This is a genomic window from Clostridioides sp. ES-S-0001-03, from assembly GCF_020676075.1.
Taxonomy (GTDB): domain Bacteria; phylum Bacillota; class Clostridia; order Peptostreptococcales; family Peptostreptococcaceae; genus Clostridioides.
In genome coordinates this window covers 115,839-140,941 of the sequence record NZ_JACVWJ010000003.1, presented here as the reverse complement: position 1 = coordinate 140,941, position 25,103 = coordinate 115,839, and the positions used below count along the sequence as shown (strand labels likewise).

Here is a 25,103-nt window from a genome sequence, read left to right as displayed (position 1 = left end):
ATTTAGAAAATACTATATGATATTAAAGTATTTAAAATTGCAAAATCTTTTATCAAAATTATAAACTATAAAAATTTTCTACTTATAAATATAATGAAAAACTATACCTAATTTTTATAAAAACCTTTTTTATTTATCCATTCAAATGCATCTTTTATATCACAGTTTTCACCTAGAGATATTAAATATTCTAGTGAATCACAATCATCCATAGCTACATCTCTCTCCATTTTAGGATTTAACCTATAGTAATTATCTCCAAGAAGTTTTTGAGAAAATAGTTGACTCATTTGAGAGTTCCCTTCTAGTGTAACAGATATAATTGGTAAGTCTGGCTCCTTATTGATTATCCAGTCAATAGCTCCCCATTCAGTTGTATCTGTCTTTATACTATTATATACATATCCAGTCCCTATAGAAAAAAGTCTTGTATTTTTATAATTTAGCTTAAGTCCACTGTCAATTGAATAAACTATACATGCTAAACTTGGGTCAGTTGCTATTATACCACCATCAACATGACAATTATAGGTTGGAAAGAATACTGGTGCAGCACTACTTGCCATTGCTACATCCACAACTTTACTAGTTTTATTAAGAGAATTTGGCATATTATTATAAAATACAGGCCTCCATGAATGTTCTTCATTACCTATATAAAAGCTTGGTACCATGACTAATTTACTTAAATCTTTCAATTCTAAGTCTTCTGGAAATATACTTAGTAAAATTTCCTTTAAATTTTTATTTTCATACTTTGGTCTGAGCATTTCTGCATAACTTTTGTTGAAAATATACTTTGAATTTTCAATTGAATAGAGAGTCTTTATCTCTTTTGGGCTTACACCATATGCAAGCCCTAATGCAATCAAACTTCCTGTAGATGTTCCTCCAAACATATTTATGTTATTTAACAAACTTGGATACTCCTCTACTATTCTCTCAAGTATGGATATACTTAATGCTCCCTTTAATCCACCACCATCGAATGTTAATATATTAAAATTCGAATTTTTCATATATACATACCCCCATATAAAATGCCTTATATATTTTAAATTTTAGTTAAAATAATTACACTATAATATATATATATTATGCAAATTCTATATTACAAAGTTCCTCTTTCTATAATTAAATTCAGTATCCTGCACTATTAAAACTATACTTTTTATTTGTTTGTACTATACACATATTTTAAGTATTATAAGTTTAAAAGTATGATTTATTATAAATAATTGATTAAAATAATATATACTTTAGTAATAGACCATAAAAATATAAATAAGGGTTGACCTTATACAAAGCCACCCCTTATTTATGTTAATTATAATTAATCTTAATAATACTTTGATTATAAAATTTATACCTTATCAGCTAAGCGTATTTTCTTTATCCTAATATTTTTTTCATATCTTCTTCTGGAGTAGATATAGGAGTTAAAGCAAATTTCTCAACCAATATATTCAATACATTTTCAGACAAGAACGCTGGTAAAGAAGGTCCTATATAGATATTTTTTATACCTAAGTAAAGCAATGTAAGAAGTACACAAACAGCTTTTTGTTCATACCATGATAGAACTATGCTAAGAGGTAATTCATTTACATCACATTCAAAAGCATTTGCCAATGAAATAGCCACTTGAATTGCACTGTAAGTATCATTACATTGTCCCATATCCATTAAACGTGGTAAACCACCTATTTCTCCAAGATTTAAATCATTAAATCTATATTTTCCACATGCAAGAGTCAATATAACAGTGTCTTCAGGAGCTTGTTTTACAAATTCAGTATAATAATTTCTTCCAGGTTTTGCACCATCACAACCACCAACTAATAAAAAGTGTCTTATGGCACCATTTTTTACAGCTTCTACTACTGTATCTTGTACAGATGAAACTGTTCCTCTTGCAAAACCAGTAGTTAGCATATCACCTCCATTTATTCCAGTCATATGCATATCTTCTTTATATCCTCCAAGTTCAAGTGCTTTTTCTATTACACTAGAAAAATCTTTATCTTCTCCAATATGAACCATACCAGGATAAGCAACCACTTCTGTAGTAAATACTCTATCTCTATAACTATCCTTAACAGGCATTAAACAGTTTGTCGTAAATAGTATTGGAGCAGGTATATTGTCAAATTCTTTTTGTTGATTTTGCCATGCTGTACCAAAATTTCCTTTTAAGTGCTTATATTCTTTTAATTTTGGATATGCATGTGCTGGTAATAATTCTCCATGAGTGTATATGTTTATTCCCTTATCTTTTGTTTGCTCTAGCAATTTGTGTAAATCATAAAGGTCATGCCCTGTAACTACAATAAATGGACCTTTTTCAATTTTCATAGGTACTTGAGTTGGCTCTGGTGTTCCATAAGTTTCGGTATTTGCTCTATCAAGTAATTCCATACATTTTAAGTTTATTTCCCCAGTTTTCATTACAAATCCTAAAAGTTCATCACTAGATAAGTCTTCTCCAACTGCTATTAACCCTTCGTAGAAAAAGTCATTCACTTCTTTATCTGTATATCCAAGTACCATTGCATGATAAGCATAAGCAGCCATCCCTCTTAATCCAAATAAAATTAATGATTTTAATGAACGTATATCTTCATTATCATTCCATAAATTCTTCATATCATAGTTATCATTTCTACTACAAGTTGTTGAGCAATCTGAACATCTAGGTACAAGTTCACTTTTTGCTAGTTCAGTTTTTTCAATTTGTCTTTTTATAGCTTCATCATCAAAACTTACATTTGTTACAGTAGTAAACAATCCTTCTATCATAACTTTATCTGTTTCTCTTGTTGGTCTATTTTTATTTCCAACAGTTGCTCTTGAAAGTCCAATTAATACTCCTGTAAGTTCATCTTGTAAATTAGCTGTTCCCCCTTTTTTACCACAAGCTCCATTTATAGTACATCCTTTACCACCAACTGTCTGTTCACATTGAAAACAAAACATATTCTCCATCTTTTATTCCTCCCATTTAATTTTATTTATTAAAATTTATTAAATTGTTTACGATTTACTTAATTAGATTTCTCCATCTACTATTTTCCCATCTACAGATATAGTAATTACTTGCCATGGTATCATCTTTCCACTATTTTGTAGGGCTGTTTTAACTGCATTTACGATACCACCACAACAAGGTACCTCCATACGTGTTACCACTATATTTTTAATATCATTTAATCTTAAAATTTCTGTAAGTTTTTCAGCATAATCAACTTCATCAAGTTTAGGGCAACCAATTAATGTAACCTTATTTTTCATAAATTTATTATGGAAATTTCCATATGCATATGCTGTACAGTCTGCTGCTATTAAAAGACTTGCATTCTTTAAATATGATGCATTAGCAGGTACTAGTTTTATTTGCACTGGCCACTGATTAAGCTGAGACTCTTGTGCCTCCATTACTATATTGTTATTTGTAGATATAGTATCTAAATCTTGTCTTTTTATAGACTTAGACTGAGAACCTGGACATCCACATGCTAAATTTTCTTTTTGTGCTCTCTTTGCTTCCATATTTGCTTTTACTGCTTCTTCATCATATTCTGCAGCCTCTCTATTTTCAAATGAAATTGCATTCGTTGGACAAGTTGGTAAACAATCTCCTAAACCATCGCAATAATCGTCTCTTAAAAGTTTTGCTTTTCCATTTACCATACCTATAGCTTCTTCATGACAAGCTTCAACACATAATCCACAACCATTACATTTTTCTTCATTAATTTTAATTATTTTTCTAATCATTTATATCACCTCATAAAATTTTTTTGTTTAAAATACTACTTTACTAGATATTTATTTTTAAGACATAGGTCTTTTTTATTTTAGATTTTTGTATCAGGATTTTTATATCTCCTTGCTTTTATAAATTTAGTATAGTACAATGAAAAGAAATTATCGGTTGCATATGCAACAAGGAAGTGATTATTTGAAAAAATTTTTAGAAAAACATATAAATCTATTAAGAAGGATTTCTCTGTTTGAAGGGATTAAAGATGATGAACTTGAAGCAATGTTAGAATGTTTGGGTGTTACTGATAAGACTTATCCAAAAGATGACATAATATTTTCTGTAGGAAATGAAGTGACTTCTATTGGAATTATGCTTAAGGGAAGTGCACACATAATAAAAGAAGATATTGAAGGTAATAGAAATATTGTGGCTGAACTTTTACCTGGTGATTTATTTGGAGAGGTGTTTGCTTGCACTAGACTACATAAAAGTACTGTAACAGTAGTGACAACATCTTCATGTGAAGTTCTATTTATAAAGTTTAAAAGTGTGACTGGTATTTGCTCGTCTACATGTGAATTTCACAATAGACTTGTTGAAAATATGTTACAATTAATAGCTGAAAAAAATATTTTACTTCATAACAAAATAGAGTTGCTTTCTTGTAAAACAACTCGTGAAAAATTGCTCATGTACTTTTCAAATCAAATAGAGAGAACGGGTAACTATAAGTTTACAATCCCTTTTTCAAGAAATGAAATGGCTGACTTTTTATGTGTTGATAGAAGTTCTATGTCAAGAGAACTTGGAAAAATGAGAGATGAAGGTCTATTATCTTTTAACAAAAATAAGTTTGAAATCTTTTGTTTCCAAAATAAGTTTGATATTTAAACTTATATGATTCAATACACATAATTTTAATTAATTCAAATTATAGGCATTACGTCTAAATCTAGAATTTATATTTTTACTCAAAAAGTTAATAGATATCTTAATTATATAAATTAAGATATCTATTAATTTTGTATGTTAATTAGCTTACTTTTATGAAAGTATCTCATATGTCTTAAGACATACTTCAATTATATGTTTTTAATTAAATACTTCTTCTTTCCTAATAATATTTAAAAATTTTGCCGTTCTTTCATTTTTTGGATTATTAAATATTTCATCAGGAGTTCCTTCTTCAGCTATCACACCATTATCCATAAATATAATTTTATCAGCAACTTCTTTTGCAAAATTTATTTCGTGAGTCACAATAAGCATTGTTATTCCATCTTTTGCAAGCGATTTTATAACACTTAAAACTTCTCCAACAAGTTCTGGGTCAAGTGCAGATGTTGGTTCATCAAATAATATTACATTTGGATTTACTGCCATCGCTCTAGCTATACCTATTCTTTGTTGCTGACCTCCAGATAACTTTGATGGATAAAAATCTTTTCTATCTAACATCCCAACTTTTTCTATTAATTTTATCGAAATTTCTCTAGCTTCTTGTTTACTCTTTTTATGTACCGCTATCAATGCTTCCATTACATTTTCTAATGCTGTTTTATTTTTAAATAGGTTATAATTTTGGAATACCATAGATGTATGTTTTCTTAAATTTGCTATATCCTTTTTTGTTGCTTTTTCTACATCTACTTTTACATCTCCAATCATTATTTTTCCTTTTGTAGGCTCAACTAAATAATTTAAACATCTAAGTAACGTAGATTTACCTGTTCCAGATGGACCAAGTATAGCTACTACTTCACTTTGATTTATTTCTAAATTTATACCTTTAAGAACTTCTGTACCTTTAAAACTTTTATGTAAATTCTCTACTTTTATCATCAGTATCCACCTTTTTTAATAAATATAATAGACTAATCACATATTTGATACTAAAAATTAATATGTTAATTTGAAATCTAAAAATAACTTAGTTATTTTATTTTTAAATAGAATATATTCTTATAATTATAATCTAACATTGACAAAGATAATCTACTGCAAGTTGTGCAAATAATGAAGATGCTGTGCTTAAACATTTTTCATCTATATTAAACTTGTTATTATGAAGTCTGTAATTTATATTTTTTTCTTTATTTCCTACCCCTATATACATAAATAAACCAGGTCTTTCATTCATATAAATAGCAAAATCTTCACCTGTCATTGCTGGAAAATCAATCATTTCAATATTTTCATCTCCAAGTATTTTTAAAGCACTTTTTCTTCTAAGATGATAACACTAATATCGTTCCTATAGTTAATGAAAATATCAGTGAGCTTATTGTTAAAATCACAGTTACATTGAATGATTTCATTATTATTTGAAATAATTCCAAAAAATATTTCATGTTAAAAATCATAAAATAAGTCCCCCTCACTTAATGTTGTTTTTTGCAAACTTTTGTCACATGTTCAATTATAATAGAATTTTCTTTATTTTTCCAATAGAAAAAAACTATTTCCTTATTCACTTATATAGCCCTTTTTAATATCAAATTTATTTAATATAATTGGGCTGTTTAACTCGTTTTTATAAAATTAAAACATATGAAAAAGTTGTGATATAGATATTTACATATCATTACTGCTATTGCAAATCAACCTCCGTGGAAGACTGTATATTAATCAATAAAAAATTAGATACGAAAAAATTTAGTAAAGAATTAAATATATCTCGTGTATCATTTACTTCAGAAGAATTATTATGGATGTAGTGATGGAACGAATACTGGATATATTAAAATAAAGACTGAGTATATATTAAATATTTTATTACCATATACTAAACATAAATATAGAGTTATCGAAACATCATGTCTAAATTTACTATAATTGACATAGTGTGCCTCCTAAATAATTAAATCATTATCTTCTTTTATCTTTATTGCCTTCTTAAATCCGTCTGAAATCACAAAACTCATAAGAGCAACCACAAAATATACAAGAGTTGGGACTGTAAAGTAAAATCCGAATCCTAAATCTAGGAACCTCATTCCTGTTCCAGTAGTACCGAAAGTTGAACTAAATTCTATAACAGAATTTAAAAGTAAAAGATAGCCAATAAGTCTAAATCTTTTTACATTTTCATTTATGAATAAGCTATATTCAGAACTATTTAATATTTCTAACAATGACTTTACTATAATAAAATATGATACAACCAAAGAAAACCTTAACATACCAGATATAAAACTTTGTATAGTTGCTTCACCACTAAAACAAATATAACTAAAGCCTTTAATTCCTCCTACAGAAAGTACTAATGCTAAAAGAAAAAATAAAATTTGTAATATACCATTTAATAGATTTTTTATAAATTTATCAGACACTATATCAACTCCTTTAAAATATTTTATATATTATATACTACATCATACAATATCGTTTTTCAATATTTTTTTTATAATAAAAGATATATTTTTATTGTTAAAAATATAAAATATTTTAATTTCCTAAGTAAATATTTTAAGAGTAATTAAAATTATCTGTTGTTAGTGTAAGGTTTCTGATAATTAACACTATGAATATCTATATCTAGATTCCAATTTAAAAATTATTAATATCTATATTAAAATTTATTAGATAAAAACCTAAATATAGTCACTAATTTTAAGTTATAATAAGTATATTAAAATCAATAAAAGGGAGTTTTAAATTTGAATGCTGAAAAAATAAATCAATATATTAGGTCAGTTAAACTAAACAGAAAAGGTATACATAGTATAAATGAATATCCATTTAATCTACCAATAGTAAAAAACTTATATCAACTTGAGTTTCATAAAAACGTAACTTTTATAATTGGTGAAAATGGAAGTGGAAAATCAACATTATTAGAAGCAATAGCTATTGAATATGGATTCAACCCTGAAGGTGGGACAAAAAACTTTGACTTTAGTACTTATAATAGCCACTCTGAACTTCATAAATATATAACAATCACAAAAGGACCTAAAAAACCTAAGCAAAATTTTTTTTTGAGAGCTGAATCTTTTTATAATGTAGCTACTGCAATAGATAAAGCTTCTAGGTTTTCGTCAGGAGTAAAAACTATAAACTATTATGGAGGAGTATCATTGCATGAACAATCTCATGGTGAATCCTTCTTCTCATTATTTATTCATAAATTTTCTAAAGAAGGAATATATATATTAGATGAACCAGAGGCAGCACTTTCACCTGCTAGACAGATGGCTTTTATAACAAGATTACACGAATTAGTAACCCAAAATTGCCAATTCATCATAGCAACACACTCACCCATATTAATTTGTTATCCTAATTCAATCATCTATGAAATAAATGAGAATGGCATTAATAAAGTTAAATGCGAAGATAGTGAAAATTATCAACTTACTCAAGATTTTTTAAATCATAAAGAAAAATTCTTAAACATGTTAATTGATTAGTAATCCATAAGACAAACTTTTTGAAATAAAAATTTAAACTTCTAACTATCTCAATTTTTTATTTTATAAGTATATACATAAAAAGACTACATTAAATTAGTTATAATACAAATTTAATGTAGTCTTTTACAAAGTTCATTTTACATCTTAGTATAAATTATAATTTATAATTAATCTACTTCCATATTAAACTTTAATGCTCCTGTAGGACATACCATTACACAAGGTGCATCCATACCACACTCATTTCGTTCAACACAACCATTACACTTGTTTGCTTTACCATCATTTCCATAAATCAAAGCTCCATATTCACAAGCTTTTTCACAAAGTTTACATCCTATACAATCTTGATTATCTAATATGACAAATTTATTTTCTTTTTTAAAACAATCTTTAGGACATACATCTACACATTTTGCCTCATCACAATGAACACATGATAATGAAAAATATTCTACCTTTTCTTTTTCTTCCACTGTAAATACATGTCTAAAAAATTCACCCTTATCTATGTCATTATCATTTTGGTCTATACAAGCAAGCAAACAAGCCCCACATGCTGTACATAACTCTTTATTGAATTCAAATAAACTTTTCATTATATCCCCCCAATTATTTATTCACTTTTTCAATCTTACACTTACAACTTCTATATGCAGGGAATCCACTATAAGGGTCAAAATTATCACAGATGATACTATTTACATCAACTTCTCTATATCCATGATACATATGTATGTTTTTATATAAAACTCTATCAGTAACATTGACCTTGACATTCAAACTTCCTATTTTAGTAGTTATTTTTATATAATCTCCATTATTAATACTTAAGTCTTTTGCATCTAAACTAGAAATGTCACAACTAGCCTCATTTTTTAATATTCTCGAAAGCTTAACATCATGAAGTCTTGAGTGTAATGCATTTGGAATTCTTGCACCTGATGTTAATAGGTAATTATACTCATCTATATCATCATTAAATTCTTTGTATGTTGGTAATGCATCTAATCCAAAATCTTTATATTTCTCAATAATTGTAGATTTTAATTCAAACTTAGATGTACTAGTATCATAACCTTCCATTGTATACGAACCTACCTCATATGATTTAAAATCTTTACATTTCAATGGTAAATCACTTTCTTTAAGTTCATCTACATCTACACAAGTTCCTTTAAACATATGTCTTATACTTGCTTCATAACCTGCTTTTAAGAAATCATCTTCTATGTCCATAACATTTGCTAAGTCAGAAAGTATTTCTACATCTGATTTTGAATCATATAATGTATCAATTACTTTTTTCGTATATGTAATATATCCACCTGGATAACTCTTACATTCTTCTCTTTCAAAAGATGTGCATGCAGGTAAAAGTATATCTGCATATTTTGATGCATCTGTCATAAATAAATCTATATTGACAAAGAAATCTACAGTGTTTAGAGCGTTAAAAAGCCTACCTGAATTAGGAAACATTCTAGCATTTATACCATGACAAAACAATGCTTTTATTTCATAAGGTGTCTTTTCTTCTATTTGTCGAGTTAAATCCATAGCTTGAAATTGATTTACCATTTCATTCCAAAGAGGAAATCTTTCCCCACCAATTCTTTCATTTATATTTTTAGGTAGCACTTCTTTTACAAACTCTTTTTCTAATGTTTGAAATCCTCCTACCTTACCAGCAAAATAATCTTGTTTTGGTATGTTACCTCCAATTTTATCATAATTACCTGTTATAGCAGATAGAGACATCATTGCCCTATAATTTTGAAATCCATTTTGGTGATGAACTACTGGAGCAGCACTTTCATTTATACAAAATGGACCTTTCGATAACATCTCTACAGCTTTTACTATATCATCTTTAGAAACCCCTGTAATTTTGTTGACAGTATCTAAATCAAATAATTTTACATATTCCTTGTATTCATCAAACCCATGTACATGTTTTTCTATGTATTCTTTATCTATCAAATCTTTTTCTATAAATAAATTAGCCATTCCTAGAGCTAAAGCTCCATCAGTACCAGGCTTAACTCTCAAGTGCAAATCTGCTATTTTTTGAGTTGTTGGTGTTATCCTAGGGTCTACAATTATAAATTTTAAACCTTTTTCCTTTAGTTTACTTAAATTTACACTATTTAAAAATTTAGAGTAGTATGGATTAAACCCCCAACCTAAATAAGTATTTGCATTTTCCATATCCTGCATTGTAAAATTTCTCCCAGTTGCAACATTTCCAGCCATCTGTGCTGATGTTGAACAGGAGCTTGATTCTGTACCATAATTAGGAGAACCAAATGAAGATGCAAACCTTTGTAAAAACGGTCTATACCACTTTCCATACCCTGTAAAAAATGCTACATGTTTTGCTCCATATTCGTCTTTTATTTTATTTAATTTTCCCCCTATTTCACTATAAGCTTCTTCCCATGATATTGGCTTAAACTTTCCTTCACCTCTTTTTCCAATCCTCTTCAGTGGTGTTTTTATTCTATCTTCTCGATACATATATTCTCTATTACAAAGCCCCTTTGTACACAACAACCCTCTGTTCATTGGATGCTCTTTTGTTCCTTCTATTTTTATTACTTTGCCATCTTTGACATATGCATCAATTCCACAATGAATTCCTGGAGAACAAATATCACATAAAGTCTTCTTTATTTCTATTCCTGTTTCCTTACATGGTATCTTAGCCTTAATCAATTTATAACTATCCATATCAATATCTTCCTTTCCCAATGATAAATATAAAACACTATAATTATTATACATTCTTTTAATTTAAATATCATAAACTTAAAATATGTTTTTAATAATTAAATTTTATATACATTTATAAACTACTTAAATCATTATTTTTCACTCCTAGTTTACAGGAGATTACAATAAAAATCTAATAGCAAATTGTTATTTATATATATTTTGCAATAGATAAAAGCTATTTATATATGCTTTAATTTAAACACTGTATTTAGAGTGTAAATTGGATAGATTTAGATTATAATATATACAGTGAGGTAAGGTGAATAAAATGAAAATAGATATGATATATAAATTAATCAAAAGAAATACAGAACCATCAAGATGGTCAAGAGGTATAAAATACTATAGTAATCAATTAGTTGATTATATAGACATTGATATTGATGACTTACAAAATAACTTGCTAACATTTCGTGGTGGAGTCAATTCTGAGGATAATTATAGCTTTTATTTTAATTCAATAACAATAGATATAAAACACTTTAAAATAATTGAAAGTGACTGTAGTTGTGTTGATTGTCAATCAAATATTACAAATCGAGGCATCTTTATATGTAAACATCTAGTTGCTATTGTGATAAAAAGCCTAAAGCAAATAAAAAGTAAAAATGACATTCCTCCTGTTCTAATAGATATATTAGATGATGATAAAGATAAACTTTCTAAGACTGATTCTAAAGTCGGCTTGGACTTAAGTAAACAACTACTTTCTTTTTTAAATGATACTAAAAAAGAAAGAGTCAATTTAGATGTATTATTAAACATTGATTCAAACAAAGCAATTGCTGAGTTTAAAATTGGAATCGATAAAATGTATGTTTTAAAAAATATCACTGAATTTGCATATTCAAAACTTAATGGATATGAATTGGAGTTTGGAAAAAAATTTATTTATAATCCTAACATCCATTATTTTGCTGATGAAGATGAGAAGTTAATAGATATGATAGAAGAATATGGAACAAATCTTTCATATAATTTTTCTTCGTCATACTCAAAAAAGTTCATGGAAATAAATATGAGTTCTCTGAAACAATTTTTGAATGCTCTTAAGGACAAGGATTTTACTCTAATTTTTTCTAAGGAAGAATATCATCCAAAAGTATCAAGTGATATTTTACCAATAAAATTTAATTTTAAAAATATAGAAGATAAAATTGTCTTATCCTCCAAAGACTTACTACCTGTTCCACTTAGTAGAAAAGGTGATGTACTTTTATATGAGAATAATATCTACTTATTGTCTCATAAAAAGGCTCGAGATTATTCAAAAATCTATCAAGTATTATCAAAATCTAAGGAATTAAAATTTGATAAAGAAGACTCTAAAGATGTTTTAGGGCTATTAGTGCCTAAATTAAAGTCAATATCCAAAGAAGTTTATTTGGATGAAAACATAAAAAATAATATAGCAAATAATTTTGAAACAGAGTTTTACTTTGATATAATTGATGGCAATGTATGTTGCGACATAAAGTATATCTATGATGATGAAGGTGGTAAAAAATTTATACTTCCCAATATACAAAAGGAGGCTAAAATTGAAAATAAAATGCTTTCTTCACAATTTGTAAAAGAAAATAACAGATATACATTTAAAGGAACTGACTATGACCTATTTACATTTTTAGATTTACAGTTAGAATCTTTAAAGGAATTTGGAGATATCTATTATTCTGAAAAGTTTAAATTGAAGAAAATATATAATTCTTCATCAATTCAAGCTTCAATTAATCAAACTAATCAAAATTATCTAGAATTTAATTTTAATATATCTGATATAAATCCAAAAGAGTACAAAGATATTCTAAAAGCTCTCCAAGAAAAACGTACTTTTTATAAGCTAAAAGATGGAAGTTTTATAGACTTATCAGAAAAAGAAACTAAAGATTTTTTTGAACTGGTTGAAAATTTGGATGTAATTGATAAATCAAAAGATAATAAAATTCATAATAATAAAGCTCTATATATAAATGAAATGATAAAAGGTAAAGATTTAAAATTTATAACTGGTAAAAATGAATTAGAAAATACATGTGCTAAATTTAGAAATTTTAATGTTATAAATTCAGAAATTCCAAGTAATTTAAAAGCAAATCTACGTGACTACCAAATAAATGGTTTTAATTGGTTTAAAGTTTTAGATTTTTATAAATTTGGTGGTATATTAGCTGATGAAATGGGTCTTGGAAAAACAATACAAACTATTACATTTTTACTATCTGTATTCAATAAAAAAAGTATTATTGTTACGCCAACATCACTTATTTATAATTGGAAAAATGAATTTGAAAAATTTGCTCCAGATATAAAAGTTCTATTGATACATGGAAATAAAAAAGATAGAGAAAAGTGCTTTAGAGAAATAAACGATTTTAATGTAGTCCTTACAACATATGGTACTCTTAGAAATGACTTAGAAAAATATAATGAAATAATTTTTGATTATTGTGTAATAGATGAGGCTCAAAACATTAAAAATCCAGTGGCTTTAGTAACAGAAGCTGTAAAAAATATAAATGCCAAAAATAAATTTGCACTTACTGGTACACCTATGGAAAACAATTTAGTAGAGTTATGGTCTATATTTGATTTTATAATGCCTGGATATTTATATAGTAGAGGAAAATTTCAAGAGTTATTTATAAATAAAGAAGATAATGTTGAAAATTTAAAAAGACTTATAAAGCCTTTTATTCTTAGAAGAAGTAAAAAAGAAGTAATGAAAGAACTCCCAGACAAGATTGAGAAAAACTTTTTTGTTGAATTAAATAAGGAACAGAAAAAAATATATAGTGTGTATGCAAAAGATATACAAGATAAAATGAAAGATAAAAATCTTAAGAAAGATAAAATAGTTATTTTCTCTTATTTAACTAAACTAAGACAGCTTTGTTTAGACCCAAGTATAGTGGTAAAAGATTATAATAAAAAAAGTTCAAAAATAGAAACATGTCTAGAAATACTTAGAGATAGTATAAATGAAAATCACAAGATATTATTATTTTCACAATTTACATCTGTCCTTAAAAATATAGGCAAGGAACTTGATAAGTGTAAAATTGCATATCACTATATAGATGGTAAAACTAATGCTAAAGAAAGGCTTGAACTTGTAGATAAATTTAATAATAGTACTGACAAAAAAGTTTTTTTAATATCTTTAAAGGCAGGTGGTACAGGATTAAATCTTACAACTGCTGATATTGTAATTCACTTTGACCCATGGTGGAATCCATCAGTAGAAAATCAAGCTAGTGACAGAGCTCATAGATTCGGTCAAAAAAATGTAGTACAAGTTATAAAGTTAATTGCTAAAGGCACTATAGAAGAAAAGATAATAAAATTACAAGAAAATAAAAAAGAGCTTATAAATCAATTTATAAATGGAGAGCTTTCTAACGAAGGTGTATTAAGAAGTTTATCTGATAGTGAGATAATGGACTTGTTTAATTGAAGGTAAGATATATAGTAAGTAAAAATAAAATACTACTATGTTATTTGTAATTGATAAACAGGAGTTTCCTAAAATATAGGAGACTCCATAATATCTTAAGCTTTGCAAATTATATGTAAATCTTTCTTTGCTTATATATTAACCTTCTTTATAAATATACAATTAATGCAAACAATCCAGATAACACCATCATAAGTATAGGTCCAATCTTATATTTTCGTAAACAGTACAATGAACAACAAAATAAAATAACAGCTATAATATCTATATTTTTGAAAATATTGGTAGTATAATAATTTGAAGAACCAAAAAATGTCAACAATATAATTGTAAATCCTGCTGAGATGATTAATCCTAAAGAGGATGCTTTCAGTCCATTTAAAATTTCAAAAACAAATTTCGAACTCTTATATTTTTTAAAAAATCCATATAAAAACATAGAAATAGTTATTCCTGATATTATACAACCAACTGTTGCTGATATAGCACCCTCAATTCCTGCCACTTGCATACCAACAAAAGTAGAAGTATTAACAGCTAATGGACCTGGAGTCATTTGAGAAATTGTAATAATATCAGTAAAAACCTTTTGTGTTATCCATCCTTGCTTAAAAACTACCTGTTCCTGTATAATTGGAATAATAGCATAACCACCACCTATACTAAACATTCCTATTTTCAAAAACGTAAAGAATAAATTTATAATCATATACTCTCCCCCTTTTTTCGAAGTTGAATATATATAGCAAATAAACAAATCAAACAACTTAAAAGTAATACGAGTATTACATTAATTTTAAGGAAAGTACAAGCAATAAATGAAAATGGTACTAATAGATTTAATAACATTGATTTTTCATTAAGAATCATTTTATACATATCTATAGTCAAATCTACAATCAATGCAGCAACGCATGCCTGCATACCTTTTAAGATTGCAATTATATAAATATTTGAAGAAAACGCAACATACCACCTTGAAACAAGTCCTAAAATTACTATAGGAGGTATAATTGAACAAATACAACTGATAATTACTCCTATAAATCCAGCTGTTCTTTTACCTGCTAAAATGCTTAAGTTGATTGCAATTGCTCCAGGTGAAGATTGAGCAATTGTAGCCATTTCCATAAGCTCTGATTCACTAAATATTTTTTTATCCATAACATAGTACTTTTTTATCATAGGAACAACAACGTATCCACCACCAAAAGTAAAGGCACTTATAAATAAACTTATATAGCAAAGCCATAAATACAATTTAATATTTTTTCTCATAATATTCCTTTCTATGTGCACATGGACATATTATAAATGTTGTACTGCTATTTGTAAAATGATAAAATATTGTTGCAGACATGAATTTAATTCATGAGTAAAGGAGTCTAATTATGAATTTTAAACATTGCATTATTTTTAGAGAAGTTGCAAGAGTAGAAAATTTCACTAAAGCTGCAAATAATCTATTTATTACACAATCAGCAGTTTCCCATGCAATAAGAGAGCTTGAGAATGAGGCTGAAACCAAATTATTTGAGCGATTACATAAAAGTGTTAAATTAACAAAAACAGGAGAACTTCTTTTACAAGAAATTTTGCCAATACTTGAAAATTTAGAAAATGTTGAATCAAGGATTAAAAACTTAGAGTGTGAAACGCCCATACATATTGCGTCTTGTATTACATTTGCTCAAATATGGCTGCCTCAATTAATAAGGAGATTTCAAGAAATATATCCAAATACTAAGATTAACGTTGAAGTTCATAGTGCATTAAAAGCATTAAAATTATTGAAACAAGGAAAGGTTGATATAGCTTTTATTGAAGGGAAAATCATACAAGGCGCATTAGAAATCAGAAAATTTTCTTCTTATGAATTATGCATTGTATCTTCACCAAGCTATTGCAATACTGCCGAGTTAAGTTTATCTCAACTATTGGGTATGGATTTACTATTACGAGAAAGAGGAAGTGCTGTACGTGAAACTTTTGAATCAGCTGTAACCTTGCAAGGTTACAAAGTACATGCAAGCTGGGAAAGTGTAGATTCACAATCCCTAATAGAAGCTACTAAAAATAGTTTAGGTGTTTCAATTCTTCCTAAAATTCTAGTTGAGCAAGAAATAGAAAAAGGAAACCTTATACAGATATTTATTCCTGATTTTAAACTTTTTAATGATATTACTGTAGTAATAAATAAAAATAAGTATAAATCTGCCTCATTAGAAAAACTATGTCAATTAATTTAGCATTTAAAAGGATACCTGATAAATTCTCTATGAAATAATCAAGTATCCTTTTTATAAGCAATATCTATTACTTTTTATAAGTCTCTCTTCCATTGTTTGTTATTCATTATTATATACAAAAACTTTTTAAATTACTTCTTAAGAAAACCTTTAGCTATTTTTAAGAAAGCAAGACCATTTGATAAAATTGCAGGATGACCAATTTATTAAAAAAGTATTATCAATACATAATAGATATGTCTAATTACATATTTTAATAACACCCTTTTTAAATTTTTTGTAATATAAATAAAAATTTGTTTGTGTTATTATTTAATCCCAGCTCTGTAATTCAATAATATTTCCCTCTATATTTGTTGCATATACAAATGTAGCAACTTGTCCATTAGGATATTTTGTTTTAACAATTTCTCCAACTTGACCTCCACCTGCACTTTTTATTTTATTTAGGGTTTCTTCAACATTTTCAATTTCAAATGCGATGTGTGAAAAACCATAATTATTTATATTTTTTTGAAGCACTTCACCATATAAATTATATGAAAATATTTCTAATGTTGGTAAACAATCATCATATCCAGGTAAAGCTAAGTGCACACCTTCAATATGAGCATCTTTTATCCCTGTCAATCTATCCAACCATTCACCTTTTAGGTTTCTTTGTGGTGGTACTTTTCTGCATTCAAATACATCTTTATAAAATTCAGACAGCTTTTCCCAGTCTCTTGCTATTATATTTGTATGTACGTATCTCATATATTCCAACGCCTTTATAAAATATAAAGTATTCTTTATTTCCATAACACACTCTATTCCATGCTCAAATTATATCATTAAATTATTCTTTTAAAAATTTCTTTGCTACATTTGAAAAAATTAATCCATTTGATAAAATAGCTGGATGCCCACCTTTATTAAACAGATGCATTTTTCCATTTTTAATTTTTTCAAGAAGTGATGAAAAAGTATTTTCAAAGAAATCATGAGCTACTAAAGATACAAATTCATCTTCTTTACTTCCTGTTAAAAGTACATCTGGTTGCATAGTTTCTAGAGGTTTATGAAAAAATTTACCTATAGTTTTATAATGTTCAAAAATAGCTTCTGTATCATTATCTACTACTTGCTCCCAATTTTCGCCTTGATTGTAAATATAAAAAGCTTTTGCATCATCATCTTGCTTTGATGCTTCACGCTCTAATTTCACATTTTGCACAAAGGACTCTAGAGGAGCTTCTCCTTCAAAACTATCTGCAATTACCTTATTCACTAAATCGGGTCTTTCAAGTGCAACATTTAATGCAACAAGAGCTCCTCCACTACTGCCAATTATATTTACTTTTTTATAGTTCATCTTTTCTAAAAAACATATAACTTGCATAGCCTCATCAAACCATAAATCGACAGAAAACTTATCAACCATTTGAGATTTGCCATGACCAACAAAATCAATTAATATTATTTTATATTCATCTTTATAAAAATCGATTATATCATCAAACATCTTAGATGAGGCTGTATTTCCATGTAAAAAAAGTAATGGTGTACCATCTCCAATTTCATTATAGTAGCACTGTTTGTTATTATATTTAAAGTATGCCATATGTTTCCCCCTTTAATATTTCTATAAATATATGTTTATGATTTACATTTAAAATGACTATTGTCATAAACACTTAAAAATAGTATAACTTAGAGTATAACCAAAATCAATAATACCTTAGTTGATTTGTTGTTTACTTAAGTTATTATAATCTAACTTCTGTAAAGTTTCTTTTTTGTACGAAAATGTTCTTTCCATTTGCAACTTCATCTCGATAGCAAAGCAATTCATTAGTATTGATACTTTTACTTAAATTCATAATTTCATAATCAAAGAGAGCATTTCCTGTATCTGTAATAAAAATATTCAATCTCTCTTTCCATTGTTCATTAAAAATTTGTTCTTTTTGGGCAACTAGTACATTTACTGTTAAATCTTCAATCCTTGAGATATGTCACAAAACCCATGCAATAGTTTCGTCTTTACTTGTTGGCACAATAGCATATTCATTTCTGTTTAAGTCATTAATAAGTTTGTCCACTTCATTTTTTTCTGTATTTGATATTTCTGAGAGATGTAATTTTGAATGAATTTCTAAAAATAGTGTTTTTACCTGTTCTATTTTTTCTTCTTTACGTATGATTTTATTTAATTCTTTGTGTACTTCACTTAACCCATTTCCAAAATATTTCATATAGTACCTCTTAATCAAATTCTTTTTTCTTCTAATTTTATTTTATCTAGCCTTTATAATCTCATTATACTTAGAAAATACAAAACCAATGCAATTTATTATAATAATTAACTAATAATGATAATTGAATTATTGTATATCTCTTTTTACCTTAACCATTTTTTTCTTTATAGGAATCTCTTTATATCTTTTCAATATCAAGTCTCCCTTGTAATTTAATATATCTATATATGAACATAAATCTTGAACTTCGATTACACCTATATCATCATTAGTAATACCTTTTATATTACTAAATGCTCCAACTATATCTAATACCCTTATCTTCTTCTTTTTGCCAGCATTTAAATACAATTTAACTACTTCATTTTCTAGATTTGATTTTATATCTCCACTTTTATTTAAATTTTTAGCAATTTTTTTTCTTTTCGATACTTCTTTCAAAATTTCTTTTGAATATTCTTCAAACAAAACTTTACCCTTAATAATACTCCTTTGTTCTATATTAGTTAACTCATTTATTTTATATCCTACATATGTTTCTATATTATCTATATATTTCTCATCTTTTTCATCTACTATAGTGATAGCTTTTCCACTATTTCCTTTTCTACCAGTCCTACCTATTCTATGTATATAGTTTTCCTTATCTTGTGGCACATCATAGTTTATGACTAAAGAAATATCATCAATATGTATTCCTCTAGATGCTACATCACTACTAACCAATACATTAAACTTTATATTTTTAAAATCCTTAATCACAAATATTCTTTTTTCTTGTGATAAATCTGCATGTAACTCTCTTACCAAAAAACCTTCCTTACTCATTTTATTATATAGTTTAGATACTTTTTCTTTAGTATTACAAAATATTATTACACTCCTTGGATTTTCGCTGTATATTAATTCTTTTAAAACTACATACTTATTTCTTTCCTTTGACTTGATTATTTTATCATCTATTTGTCTTAATCCTTCATTAGTGTTACTTTCATTTCCTTCTACATTTATAATGCTGTAATCTGGCATATATTTTTCACATATATATTTTATCTCTTCACCTATTGTAGCTGAAAAAAGACCTAATGTTCTCTCTTTAGGTATATTTGTTAATATTGTTTCCATTTGTTCAAGAAAACCTTTATTAAACATTTTATCAGCTTCATCTATTATTAAATACTTTATTTTTTCTAAATTAATAGTGCCTCTATTTATATGGTCAATTATTCTACCCGGAGTAGCTACAACGACATGAACCCTTTGCTTTAACTCAGCTACTTGTTCTTTTATAGATTGTCTACCAAATATAGCACTACATCTTACCTTCTTTAACCTTCCTATACTTGATATCTCATCTTTTACCTGTAGCGCTAATTCTCTCGTTGGTACTACTATAAGTGCTTGAATATTATTGTATTCTATATCAATATTTTCACATATAGGTATTGCAAAACTTGCTGTTTTCCCACTTCCTGTTTTTGATTTTACTGCTATATTTTTACTATTTAACAATTCTGGAATAACTTCTATTTGTACCTTAGAAGGTACATTATATTCTAAATTTTTTAATGACTTAAGTATCTTTTTATCCAATTTAAAGCTTTCGAATGTATATTTCATATATTACCACCTTATTATGTTTATTTTTATCTTATCAATTATATTTTTCTCCATTATATTATTATAATGTAAGACACCGATATTTTTATACTTTTTATCATTATATATAGATTTTAGCAGAAAAAATTATGAACTAGTCCTTAAATCAAAATAAAATCTAAAAAAATACCCCTTATTAACATTGATAAGTCAATATTTTCAAGGGGTATTTTTTTTAGATAATTAAATTGATTTAAATAAACTGAATTAGTATACTTCTTAGGTTTAATTTATATTCCTAGACAATTTTTCAATTTATATCTAAGATTAAAAGGTATTAATCAATACCTAAATTACCATAATCTCACATACCTATATCTTTATTCAAAATACCTTCTGTAATTAATCGTGCTATATAGTCATAACCTGCTTCATTGGCTTTATTGCAATCATCCACATTATCACAGAAAAAACTTTCAATTTGTATTGCAACTGGATTCGTGTTTCTCAAGATATATAAATTTTCTCTTTTTTTAGCTCCTCTATTTTCAAATAATTCTCCAAGTTTATTAGATACTCTTTTAGCATATTCTAATCCTTCATTACCATAATAAAGTACTTCTGCACCAAAGCTTTTTCCATCACTTTTATTTAAATGTAGCTCTACTAGTAAATCATATTTGCCACTATTTACTTTTGGAACTCTATAAAAAAACTCTTCTTTTTCTGCTACAAAATGTCTTTCTGGACAAATTATTACATCTACTGTATTACCTTGACTTATGAGCATCTCTGCTAACATAGGAGCTAATTTTTTATTATAACTATACTCATCAACTATTGCATTTACACCTGTACTTTTTCCACCTTTTAGTATACTATGACCTACTGTTATGCATATTTTCATTTACTTTTTGTCACCTTCTTTTAAAGCTAAAATTTGTATAATAGTAATATGATTTTAAAGCTATTACTAGTAATAATATATTAATTGAAGATGGCAAAAGTTCTCATAACTTATCATTTTTTTAACATATTTGTCTTATTTTAGCATAAATCTAGATGCTTAATTTTATTTATTACAATTATTATTTAACTCTATTTCATAATAACTACTGTAAATCCAGTATAAGTATTATAGTTCAACACATTATCTAACAGTATATGTTACAAACATTGAATTATTTGGTGTATTCCTAAGAATACTGTGGTTATTAAATTTATATTTCTATATTTATTACAGATATATTGCAAGCTAAAATTTCCTCAAGAATCATAAATTTCTTATCTCTAACTTTGCTAACACTTTTATTCTTAAACTATATACTTGTCATTATAATATTATAATAAATTATTTGATAATAGCTTATTGTTAAGGCTTTATAATCAATTTATAAGTCATAAATACTTGATTAACTGATTTTTTATAATTGATGCTATTTTAACAATAATTATCACCTTATATCTAATCTATAATAATATTTGTATACATTAAACCATATAATTGTTTTAGTAATTTTAAATTTTATGTACAACCAATTAATAGTATAATAAAAGTGATGTATTTATGAATAATTCACCATTATTCAGTTCATTTATTGATATATGTTCAGTTTTTATATTTATACTTTTTACATCTTCATAAACTATTCCAACAGGTGAACAAATAAAGCAAGAGAAACCAAAGGTTTTAGTAACTTTTTTAACTTTGCTAGGAGTAATATTAATTTGATTTTTGTAATTTTCGATATTTTCATTAGCCATTTTTATATTGCTTCTATAGTCCTTATCTTCTTGAATGTTATAACTATTATCTAATTTATTTACTGATTTAAATCTACTATAATTTCTACAACTATAGTTAATTTCAAACTCTATACTTCCAACAATTATTAAATTGCATAGTTTTAGATTTTTGTCTTTATTTATAGGATTTTTTATAAGTTTTATACTAAGTATTTTGCTATTTGTATTCACTTTTAATATATCTTTTAGATTTTTAGGTGCTTTTAAAGTATTGCTTATATTTAATTGTTTAAATACAGCTTTTTTAATACTTGTATAAACACGATTACTTTCTATTGATATTTTCATTGGAAATTTTTCCATATCATACTTATAATAATAATATATATTAGCGTGGTTTTCTATAACCCTACATGCTGAATTTGCTAATACTATACTTTTAAAAGATATTATTTTTTTACAATTTCCATTTATTTTACCTATGTAAAAACCTTGTTGTGGATTTAATCCACCCTTTCTGATACCATTAACTTCTACAGTATTATTTATAAATTTTATGTACTTAGAAATATAATCTTTAAAAAATATATTCCCAGTTTTGCGATTACTCATATTTGTAACAACAATAGTATATGTTAAAATATCAAATACAGATGCACATTCTTTATCAACATATTTTTCTACCTCTAAAATATTTCCACTCATATCATTTGAAACAATATTACTAAAAGTAGTTTTTGTTATTATAGGGCTTCTAGATAATAACTTATAACTAAAATCTCCCCCATATTCATTGATACCTCTCATTGCACCCACCTTTCTATAATTTAAATATTATCTTATTTTAAAATTATTGTCATAACTTATAATTGTAGTTATACTTATAAATAAATTATTGTCATCTAAAATGGATGATGTTATATCTTGTATAATATACTTTAAATTAATTTTATCGTTATTTTTTATTCCTCTAGGCATTTGTATAAATGTACTAAAAGGTATTTTTAATTCAAGTATATTTTTCTTTGTAAAATTCCTATTTCTTTTAGCATTATTTATATTTTCTAACCTTATGTTAGTATTTATATCGCCAACTAAAATTAACTTTTTACCAGTCATCTGCTCATCCTCTAACGACATACATTCTATTGTATCAATCAATTTTATATCGTGGATATTCATGCCACAAATAGATGTATCTAATAAATTTACTCCAGATTTTTTAGAAACTAGCTTAAAATTTTTATATGTATTAAATTGAGAGAAGTAAAGTGTATTTTCTAGACTCTCACATTCTTCCAGATTATATATAACCTTATCTTTTTCATGCATGATTTCATCAATCTCCCTATATCTATATATTAATACTATTCATTATAACTATTTCAAATTACCATTTTTAATTTTGTATGAAAGAAATATCGCTATTTATAAGATATGATATATTTTTGATAGATATCATACCTTTTATTTAAAATAAAAATATAATTTTAAAATTATAAATTAAATATTTCTATTGACTTTTTATTTGTGATTGATTATAATTTTTCTAAACCGACGGTCAGTCTTAAAAAGTGAGGTGTTCTAGAAATGCAAGATTTAAATAAAATGAATAGTTGTTTTAATAAGAATTTTAATTTAATAGTACTTGGTCAAATTGTCTCTATACTTGGTTCATCGTTGTTAAGATTTGGACTTTCCACTTATATTTTAGATATGACAGGACGTGCAGACATATTTGCAACTTTATACGCAATATCAAGCATACCTCTTTTATTTTCTCCAATTGGTGGTGCAATAGCTGATAGATTTAATCGTAAAAATTTAATGGTTATATTTGATTTTATTAGTTCAGTTATTATTTTTACTTTTATTTGTCTTCTTTCTACTTTAAATAATTCTATTGTATTAATTGGGGTTATTATGGTACTATTATCAATTATTAGTTCTATGTATCAACCTACTGTGCAAGCAAGCATACCTTTAATAGCAAATGAAAAAGATTTAGAACAAGCAAATGGAATTGTAAACGGAATAAGCTCTCTTTCAAGTATGTTTGCTCCTGTACTTGGAGGTTTGTTATATGGCCTTATTGGAATTAAGATGCTTCTTATTGTAAGTTGTATTGCATTTTTTCTATCCGCAGTAATGGAAATGTTTATTCATATACCTTTTAATAAAAGAAAAGTTAATGGAAGCATAGTATCAACAATAGTCAGTGATATGAAAGAAGGATTTTCTTATGTTATAAAACAATCTTATATTAGTAAAGCCATGATTCTAGCTGCTTCTTTAAATTTATTTTTGACTCCATTCTTACTTGTAGGAATACAATATATTTTACGTATAACAATGCATAGTAGTAATAATATGTATGGCATAGGGATAGGAATTATTGAATTTAGTAGTGTTTTAGGTGCACTTTCAATAGGTCTGTTTGCTAAAAAAATGAAAATGAATACACTGTATCGCTGGTTAATGTTAATTAGTATTCTGATGATACCAATGGCTATTTCTATTTCACCTTTAATGCTTAGACTAGGATATTATCCATCTTTTATATTGTTATTTATTTGTGTTATACCTATAGCCATGTCTATGACAATTATTACTATATTCGTTTTAACTATTGTTCAAAAACAAACTCCTAATGAATTATTGGGTAAAGTAATGGCTACTATTACCGCTGTATCACAGTGTGTTGCTCCAGTTGGTCAAATTATGCATGGAAAATTATTTGAAATTTTCAGTTCCACAGTCTATATACCTATAGTATGTATGTTCATAATTATGCTATTAATTTCAATTCTTGCTAAGTATCTATATAAGAATGAATCAAAAGCATAAAGTATA

The 25,103-nt window shown here is 26.4% G+C and carries 24 protein-coding genes; 5 read left to right on the top strand and 19 right to left on the bottom strand.

The window, feature by feature from the left end; translation table 11 throughout:
* Positions 1 to 107 precede the first annotated feature (107 nt).
* The 3 genes from IC174_RS07165 to IC174_RS07155 form a co-directional block, all read right to left on the bottom strand.
* Entirely contained in the window at positions 108 to 1,019 is a 912-nt protein-coding gene (locus IC174_RS07165; RefSeq protein ID WP_227482528.1) for a patatin-like phospholipase family protein, read from the bottom strand.
* Positions 1,020 to 1,392: 373 nt separating this feature from the next.
* Positions 1,393 to 2,985: a hydroxylamine reductase gene (hcp, locus tag IC174_RS07160; protein WP_227482527.1), complete on the bottom strand. Its 1,593-nt coding sequence runs from the start codon at positions 2,983 to 2,985 to the stop codon at positions 1,393 to 1,395.
* A gap of 63 nt (positions 2,986 to 3,048) precedes the next feature.
* Positions 3,049 to 3,777: a 4Fe-4S binding protein gene (locus tag IC174_RS07155; RefSeq protein WP_227434824.1), complete on the bottom strand. Its 729-nt coding sequence runs from the start codon at positions 3,775 to 3,777 to the stop codon at positions 3,049 to 3,051.
* 163 nt (positions 3,778 to 3,940) lie between these two features.
* Here IC174_RS07155 and IC174_RS07150 point away from each other — a divergent pair, with 163 nt between their 5' ends.
* On the top strand, positions 3,941 to 4,657 hold the full coding sequence (locus IC174_RS07150; RefSeq protein ID WP_227434946.1) for a Crp/Fnr family transcriptional regulator: 717 nt from the start codon (positions 3,941 to 3,943) through the stop codon (positions 4,655 to 4,657).
* 201 nt (positions 4,658 to 4,858) lie between these two features.
* Here IC174_RS07150 and IC174_RS07145 read toward each other — a convergent pair whose 3' ends face one another.
* The 4 genes from IC174_RS07145 to IC174_RS07135 form a co-directional block, all read right to left on the bottom strand.
* Entirely contained in the window at positions 4,859 to 5,608 is a 750-nt protein-coding gene (locus IC174_RS07145) for an amino acid ABC transporter ATP-binding protein (RefSeq protein WP_227434825.1), read from the bottom strand.
* 133 nt (positions 5,609 to 5,741) lie between these two features.
* On the bottom strand, positions 5,742 to 5,951 hold the full coding sequence (locus IC174_RS07140) for a hypothetical protein (protein ID WP_227482526.1): 210 nt from the start codon (positions 5,949 to 5,951) through the stop codon (positions 5,742 to 5,744).
* 43 nt (positions 5,952 to 5,994) lie between these two features.
* The gene (locus tag IC174_RS21075) at positions 5,995 to 6,129 is read right to left on the bottom strand and encodes a hypothetical protein (RefSeq protein WP_255615797.1); all 135 of its coding nucleotides are present in this window, start codon (positions 6,127 to 6,129) and stop codon (positions 5,995 to 5,997) included.
* A gap of 489 nt (positions 6,130 to 6,618) precedes the next feature.
* The gene (locus IC174_RS07135; protein WP_227482525.1) at positions 6,619 to 7,098 is read right to left on the bottom strand and encodes a DUF2975 domain-containing protein; all 480 of its coding nucleotides are present in this window, start codon (positions 7,096 to 7,098) and stop codon (positions 6,619 to 6,621) included.
* Positions 7,099 to 7,425: 327 nt separating this feature from the next.
* On the opposite strand from IC174_RS07135, the gene IC174_RS07130 reads away from it, so the two are divergent.
* Complete coding sequence (locus IC174_RS07130; protein ID WP_227482524.1) at positions 7,426 to 8,178, top strand: AAA family ATPase; 753 nt, start codon at positions 7,426 to 7,428, stop codon at positions 8,176 to 8,178.
* 170 nt (positions 8,179 to 8,348) lie between these two features.
* On the opposite strand, the gene IC174_RS07125 is transcribed toward IC174_RS07130, so the two are convergent.
* Both IC174_RS07125 and IC174_RS07120 read right to left on the bottom strand, forming a co-directional pair.
* Positions 8,349 to 8,780, bottom strand: coding sequence for a 4Fe-4S dicluster domain-containing protein (locus IC174_RS07125; RefSeq protein WP_227482523.1), 432 nt, complete (start codon positions 8,778 to 8,780; stop codon positions 8,349 to 8,351).
* A 13-nt stretch (positions 8,781 to 8,793) separates the two neighbouring features.
* Positions 8,794 to 10,968 carry a molybdopterin-dependent oxidoreductase gene (locus IC174_RS07120; protein ID WP_227482522.1) on the bottom strand — a complete coding sequence of 725 codons (2,175 nt, stop codon included), beginning with the start codon at positions 10,966 to 10,968 and terminating at the stop codon, positions 8,794 to 8,796.
* Between the two features lie 259 nt (positions 10,969 to 11,227).
* On the opposite strand from IC174_RS07120, the gene IC174_RS07115 reads away from it, so the two are divergent.
* On the top strand, positions 11,228 to 14,416 hold the full coding sequence (locus tag IC174_RS07115; RefSeq protein WP_227482521.1) for a DEAD/DEAH box helicase: 3,189 nt from the start codon (positions 11,228 to 11,230) through the stop codon (positions 14,414 to 14,416).
* Between the two features lie 148 nt (positions 14,417 to 14,564).
* Here the strand turns inward: IC174_RS07115 and IC174_RS07110 are convergent, their stop codons facing one another.
* Together IC174_RS07110 and IC174_RS07105 are read right to left on the bottom strand one after the other, a co-directional pair.
* Positions 14,565 to 15,125: a chromate transporter gene (locus IC174_RS07110; RefSeq protein ID WP_227482520.1), complete on the bottom strand. Its 561-nt coding sequence runs from the start codon at positions 15,123 to 15,125 to the stop codon at positions 14,565 to 14,567.
* Positions 15,122 to 15,694, bottom strand: coding sequence for a chromate transporter (locus tag IC174_RS07105; protein WP_227434833.1), 573 nt, complete (start codon positions 15,692 to 15,694; stop codon positions 15,122 to 15,124). Before IC174_RS07105 ends, IC174_RS07110 begins: the two co-directional genes overlap by 4 nt.
* Positions 15,695 to 15,807: 113 nt before the next feature.
* Between IC174_RS07105 and IC174_RS07100 the strand changes: the two genes are divergently transcribed.
* Positions 15,808 to 16,665, top strand: coding sequence for a LysR family transcriptional regulator (locus IC174_RS07100; protein ID WP_227482519.1), 858 nt, complete (start codon positions 15,808 to 15,810; stop codon positions 16,663 to 16,665).
* Between the two features lie 312 nt (positions 16,666 to 16,977).
* Here the strand turns inward: IC174_RS07100 and IC174_RS07095 are convergent, their stop codons facing one another.
* The 8 genes from IC174_RS07095 to IC174_RS07060 all read right to left on the bottom strand — a co-directional run bounded on the left by IC174_RS07095 (position 16,978) and on the right by IC174_RS07060 (position 23,582).
* Positions 16,978 to 17,421, bottom strand: coding sequence for a VOC family protein (locus IC174_RS07095; protein WP_227482518.1), 444 nt, complete (start codon positions 17,419 to 17,421; stop codon positions 16,978 to 16,980).
* Between the two features lie 82 nt (positions 17,422 to 17,503).
* Positions 17,504 to 18,268, bottom strand: coding sequence for an alpha/beta fold hydrolase (locus IC174_RS07090; RefSeq protein WP_227434835.1), 765 nt, complete (start codon positions 18,266 to 18,268; stop codon positions 17,504 to 17,506).
* Between the two features lie 145 nt (positions 18,269 to 18,413).
* Positions 18,414 to 18,578, bottom strand: coding sequence for a hypothetical protein (locus IC174_RS07085; RefSeq protein ID WP_227482517.1), 165 nt, complete (start codon positions 18,576 to 18,578; stop codon positions 18,414 to 18,416).
* A gap of 84 nt (positions 18,579 to 18,662) precedes the next feature.
* Positions 18,663 to 18,902, bottom strand: a complete 240-nt coding sequence (locus IC174_RS07080) for a hypothetical protein (RefSeq protein ID WP_227482516.1) — start codon at positions 18,900 to 18,902, stop codon at positions 18,663 to 18,665.
* Positions 18,903 to 19,031: 129 nt separating this feature from the next.
* Positions 19,032 to 20,525, bottom strand: coding sequence for a DEAD/DEAH box helicase (locus tag IC174_RS07075; protein ID WP_227482515.1), 1,494 nt, complete (start codon positions 20,523 to 20,525; stop codon positions 19,032 to 19,034).
* Between the two features lie 343 nt (positions 20,526 to 20,868).
* Positions 20,869 to 21,411: an N-acetylmuramoyl-L-alanine amidase gene (locus IC174_RS07070; protein ID WP_227434839.1), complete on the bottom strand. Its 543-nt coding sequence runs from the start codon at positions 21,409 to 21,411 to the stop codon at positions 20,869 to 20,871.
* 632 nt (positions 21,412 to 22,043) lie between these two features.
* Positions 22,044 to 23,057, bottom strand: coding sequence for a DUF11 domain-containing protein (locus IC174_RS07065; RefSeq protein WP_227482514.1), 1,014 nt, complete (start codon positions 23,055 to 23,057; stop codon positions 22,044 to 22,046).
* A 27-nt stretch (positions 23,058 to 23,084) separates the two neighbouring features.
* Entirely contained in the window at positions 23,085 to 23,582 is a 498-nt protein-coding gene (locus IC174_RS07060; RefSeq protein ID WP_227482513.1) for an SPOCS domain-containing protein, read from the bottom strand.
* 258 nt (positions 23,583 to 23,840) lie between these two features.
* On the opposite strand from IC174_RS07060, the gene IC174_RS07055 reads away from it, so the two are divergent.
* On the top strand, positions 23,841 to 25,097 hold the full coding sequence (locus IC174_RS07055) for an MFS transporter (RefSeq protein ID WP_227482512.1): 1,257 nt from the start codon (positions 23,841 to 23,843) through the stop codon (positions 25,095 to 25,097).
* Positions 25,098 to 25,103 lie beyond the last annotated feature (6 nt).